Source organism: Micropruina sp. (assembly GCF_027492755.1).
In the GTDB taxonomy this organism is placed as follows: domain Bacteria; phylum Actinomycetota; class Actinomycetes; order Propionibacteriales; family Propionibacteriaceae; genus Micropruina.
Genome location: NZ_JAPUED010000051.1, coordinates 19,456 through 23,620, shown reverse-complemented (window position 1 = coordinate 23,620; position 4,165 = coordinate 19,456). Strand labels below are relative to the sequence as shown.

The 4,165-nt window shown below is 69.0% G+C and carries 4 protein-coding genes; 3 read left to right on the top strand and 1 reads right to left on the bottom strand.

Annotated elements, in window-relative coordinates:
• The first annotated feature begins 137 nt into the window (after window positions 1-137).
• Complete coding sequence (locus Q0066_RS03260) at window positions 138-1,424, top strand: adenylosuccinate synthase (protein WP_298129999.1); 1,287 nt, start codon at window positions 138-140, stop codon at window positions 1,422-1,424.
• Between the two features lie 437 nt (window positions 1,425-1,861).
• Here the strand turns inward: Q0066_RS03260 and Q0066_RS03255 are convergent, their stop codons facing one another.
• Complete coding sequence (locus tag Q0066_RS03255) at window positions 1,862-2,806, bottom strand: DMT family transporter (RefSeq protein WP_298129997.1); 945 nt, start codon at window positions 2,804-2,806, stop codon at window positions 1,862-1,864.
• A 67-nt stretch (window positions 2,807-2,873) separates the two neighbouring features.
• Between Q0066_RS03255 and Q0066_RS03250 the strand changes: the two genes are divergently transcribed.
• Both Q0066_RS03250 and Q0066_RS03245 read left to right on the top strand, forming a co-directional pair.
• Window positions 2,874-3,413, top strand: a complete 540-nt coding sequence (locus tag Q0066_RS03250; protein WP_298129996.1) for a CGNR zinc finger domain-containing protein — start codon at window positions 2,874-2,876, stop codon at window positions 3,411-3,413.
• 4 nt (window positions 3,414-3,417) lie between these two features.
• Window positions 3,418-4,050, top strand: a complete 633-nt coding sequence (locus Q0066_RS03245; protein ID WP_298129994.1) for a class I SAM-dependent methyltransferase — start codon at window positions 3,418-3,420, stop codon at window positions 4,048-4,050.
• Window positions 4,051-4,165: the final 115 nt, after the last annotated feature.

Genomic DNA, 4,165 nt, shown 5'->3' with positions numbered 1-4,165 from the left:
ACGAAAAGAACCGTCCCCGCGTACCGGGTGGCCGTCCGTCCGACCACTCGGACGCCGTCCGGCTCGGCGAGCGACTCCGTTAGGCTGTCCGCGCAAGGGCCCCGTGCGGGCCGCTTTTCATGCCGGAGGGAAACCAGATGCCGGGCATCGTGGTCGTCGGAGCGCAATGGGGCGACGAAGGCAAGGGCAAAGCCACCGATCAACTGGGCGACCGGGTCGACTACACGGTCCGCTACTCGGGCGGCAACAACGCGGGACACACCCTGGTGGTGGGTGGTGAGCGGTACGCGCTGCACCTGCTGCCGTCCGGGATTCTCAGCCCGAACAGCGTGCCGGTGATCGGCAACGGCGTGGTGATCGACCTCGACGTGCTGTTCGAGGAGATCGACGGACTCGCCGCCCGCGGGGTGGACGCCGCGCGCAAGTTGCTGGTGTCGTCCAACGCGCACCTGATCACCCCGTACCACCAGGTGATCGACAAGGTGTCCGAACGGTTCCTCGGCAAGCGCAAGATCGGCACCACCGGACGCGGCGTCGGTCCCGCCTACTCCGACAAGGTCAATCGCCTCGGCATCCGGGTGCAGGACCTGTTCGACGAGGAGATGCTGCAGGCCAAGGTCGAGGGTGCGCTGTGGCAGAAGAACCACCTGTTGGTGAAGGTCTACAACCAGCGTGCGATCGAGCCCGACCAGATCACCGAGCGACTGCTCAGCTACGTCGACCGGCTGCGTCCGATGGTCGCCGACACCTCGCGGGTGCTCAACGACGCCCTGGACCGTGACGACGTGGTGCTGTTCGAGGGTGCCCAGGCGCACCACCTCGACGTCGATCACGGCACCTACCCCTACGTGACGTCGTCCAACCCGATCGCGGCCGGCGCGTGCACCGGCTCGGGTGTCGGCCCGACCCGGATCGACCGGGTGGTCGGCATCGCCAAGGCCTACACCACCCGGGTGGGGGAGGGGCCGTTCCCGACCGAGCTGCTGGATGCCGACGGCGACAAGCTGCGCACCGACGGCGCGGAGTTCGGCACCACCACCGGACGCCAGCGGCGCTGCGGCTGGTACGACGCCCTGGTCGTCGAGGCAGCGGCCAGTGCGAATGCGTTCACCGACATCTTCCTGACCAAGCTCGACATCCTGTCCGGCTGGGAGAAGATCCCGGTCTGCGTCGCCTACGACGTGGACGGCGAACGCCACGACCGCTTGCCGATGACCCAGCACGACTTCGCCCGCGCCACCCCGATCTACGAGGAACTGGACGGCTGGGCCGAGGACATCTCCGGCGCCCGTTCGTTCGCCGAGTTGCCGAAGAACTGCCAGGCCTACGTCCGTCGCCTCGAGGAACTCAGCGGCGCCCGCATCTCCGGCATCGGCGTCGGTCCCGGCCGCGAGCAAGTCGTGATGCTCCACGACCTGCTCTGAGCCCGGTGACCGCGGGGGCGGTTCTCCTGGTCGCCGGGGTCGATTCCTCTGGTTGCCGGGACGTTTCTCTTGGTTACCGGGGACGGTTCCTTTGGTCACCCGGCCCGTGAAAGTCTGCTCTCCCAACCCGTACGCAGGCTCAGAGCACGTTCAGCAATGTCCCGCTCGAACGCCTCCACAGTCTGTTCGGCAAGACCCTGATCGAAGACGTCCGTCAGTACCTCCGGCGCGGCGGTCAACGCCCGGACGCCGACCCCGGTGGCGAGGGTCGACACATCCTCAACGGACGTCAGCCACGCCGCCCCGCAGCCAGCGCGCGGCGTCCGTCTGGTTCACGGAATCGACGGACCAAACGATCGGTTGCGGCTGCACGGCGGACCCTTCGCTCGGCACACTACGGACGCTGCCGGGCGTCGAACGGCCGAGGCACCAGCAGCTCAGTCGGTCTGGCCACGCTGGACGGCGGCGACGCCGGCCAGCATGATCACCCCGCCGACGAGCTGAAGCAGGCCCGGTAGTTCACCGAGCAGCAGCCATGCCCAGGCGACCGCGAACAGTACTTCGGTCAGTCCCACGAAGCTGGCCACCGTCGAGCCCAGGTACTGGACGCCGACGAAACCGAGCGCGTAGGCCGTCGCGGCCGCTACCAGAGCCAGCACCACCAGGGGTGCCCACCAGGGCAGTGTCAGCCCGACGAAGACGACGTCGATGAAACTGGCCTGCATGGGCATCAGGCCGACAGCGCCGGCGATCAGAATGGTGACGGTGCCGACCGCAAGGCCGACGCCCACGAAGGTCAACGGCGGCAGCTCCATCGGCCGCGCCGAGATTACGAAGTACACCGCCAGCCCGCAGGCGGCCAGCGAACCCCAGGCGATGCCGCGCAGATCCAGGCCCACCATGCCGGTCGGGTCGAGCACGACCACCAGGCCGGCTATCGCCACCACGGTGCCGACCAGGGTCAGCTTGGACGGCAGCCGACGGCTGCGGACGGCGACCCAGGCGACCACCAGCAGGATGGCCAGGTACTCCATCAGCAGGGCGAGGCCGACCGGCACGTACTGGACGGCGTTGAAGAATGCCACCTGCGCGGTCGCCCCGCCGAACACGCCGTAGGCGAGCAGCGGACGCCACTGGCTGAGCAGCAGCTGCCAGCGTCCGCGCAGCGCCATCAGGCCCGGGATCAACAGCACGATCGCAGCCAGCCCGAGCCGCACCGCGACCACCGCGCCGGGGCTCCAACCGGAGGCCAGCAGCGGCTTCGCGAAGGCGCCCGCGGTGCCGAAGGCGCATGCCGAGACCAACGCGGCCGTCCAGCCGACCAGCGCAGAGTGGGGACGACGGACGCCGGCCTCCATGCGTTCGGCCACAGTCTCAGCCATCTCCCACCTCCGTCAGGATCAACCGGTTGTTAAGCTCATGACATCGTAGGCCGTGTCAGGAGTAACAGTGGAACTCACTCATGACGCAAGACTGTCGCTGCAGGCGGCGGCTGCGTTGGTGAACAGCCGTGCTCCCGACACCCTGACCACCCTCGCCGACCTGGACGCGTTCTGCGTCCGTTGGCAGTGGAGCGGCAGCCGCACCCACGATGCCGTCGAACTCGCCGACGTCCGCGCGCTGCGCCCCACGCTGGCGCGATTCTGGGAGGTCGGCAGCGAGCAGCAGGTCGTTGCTCTGATCAATCGGCTACTGCGCGAAGGGGACGCCCTGCCCCAGTTGGTGCGGCACGACGACTTCGGCTGGCACATCCACGCCACCAGCAACGACGCCCCGCTGGCGGTGCGGATGATGGTCGAATGCGCGATGTCGATGATCGACGTCGTCAGGGCCGACGGCCTCGACCGGCTGCGCCGCTGCGCCGGCGACGGCTGCGATCAGGTGCTGGTCGACTTGAGCCGCAACCGCTCCCGACGGTTCTGCGATGCGGGTTGTGGGAATCGGGCCAACGTGGCGGCTTACCGTGCGCGCCGTCGTGCGGCAGGCTGAGGGCATGACCGATTTCGATGAGCTGGCGAAGGGTTGGGACGACGATCCCCACCGGGTCGAGCGGGCCCGCCGGGCCGCCGACGCCATCGCCGCCGCAGTCCCGGTCCGGGAGACCATGCGCGTACTCGAGTACGGCGCAGGCACCGGACTGCTCGGGATCGCCCTGTCCGACCGCGTCCGTGAGGTGGTGCTGCTCGATTCCTCCGTCGGAATGATCGAGACCGCGCGCCAGCGCATCGTCGAGTCGGGACGGGCGAACATCACCGCCCAGGTCGGCGATCTGACCGCCGAGCCGTGGGCAGGGGAACCGTTCGAGCTGGTGGTGAGCCTGATGGCGATGCACCACGTGCCCGACATCACGCTGCTGCTGACCCGGCTGCACGAGGCGACCGTCGACGGCGGCTGGGTCGCCGTCCTCGACCTGGAACCCGAGGCGGGCACGTACCACGACCCGGGCTTCGAGGGTCACCACGGATTCAGCCGCGGCGCACTGCGGCGGGCCTTCGCCGCCGCCGGCTACAGCCATGTCTGCGTCCGCAACGCCCTCACCACCGAACGCGAGATCGGCGGCGAACTCCGCAGCTTCGGTGTCTTCCTGGCCACCGCTCAGGCGGAGCGCCCGCCCGACGACGGCTGAGGCCGCGTCCGAGCCGGCCACGCGGAACGGAGGGACGGTTCTTTTCGTGCCGGTGCGAACCGGCTGCTGGGACGTGGGGACGGTTCTTTTCGTGCCGGTGCGAACCGGCTGCTGG

Excerpts from the sequence above, each read along its gene's own strand:
- Q0066_RS03255 (WP_298129997.1), bottom strand. The coding sequence starts at position 2,806 with ATGGCTGAGACTGTGGCCGAACGCATGGAGGCCGGCGTCCGTCGTCCC.
- Q0066_RS03245 (WP_298129994.1), top strand. The coding sequence starts at position 3,418 with ATGACCGATTTCGATGAGCTGGCGAAGGGTTGGGACGACGATCCCCAC.
- Q0066_RS03260 (WP_298129999.1), top strand. The coding sequence starts at position 138 with ATGCCGGGCATCGTGGTCGTCGGAGCGCAATGGGGCGACGAAGGCAAG.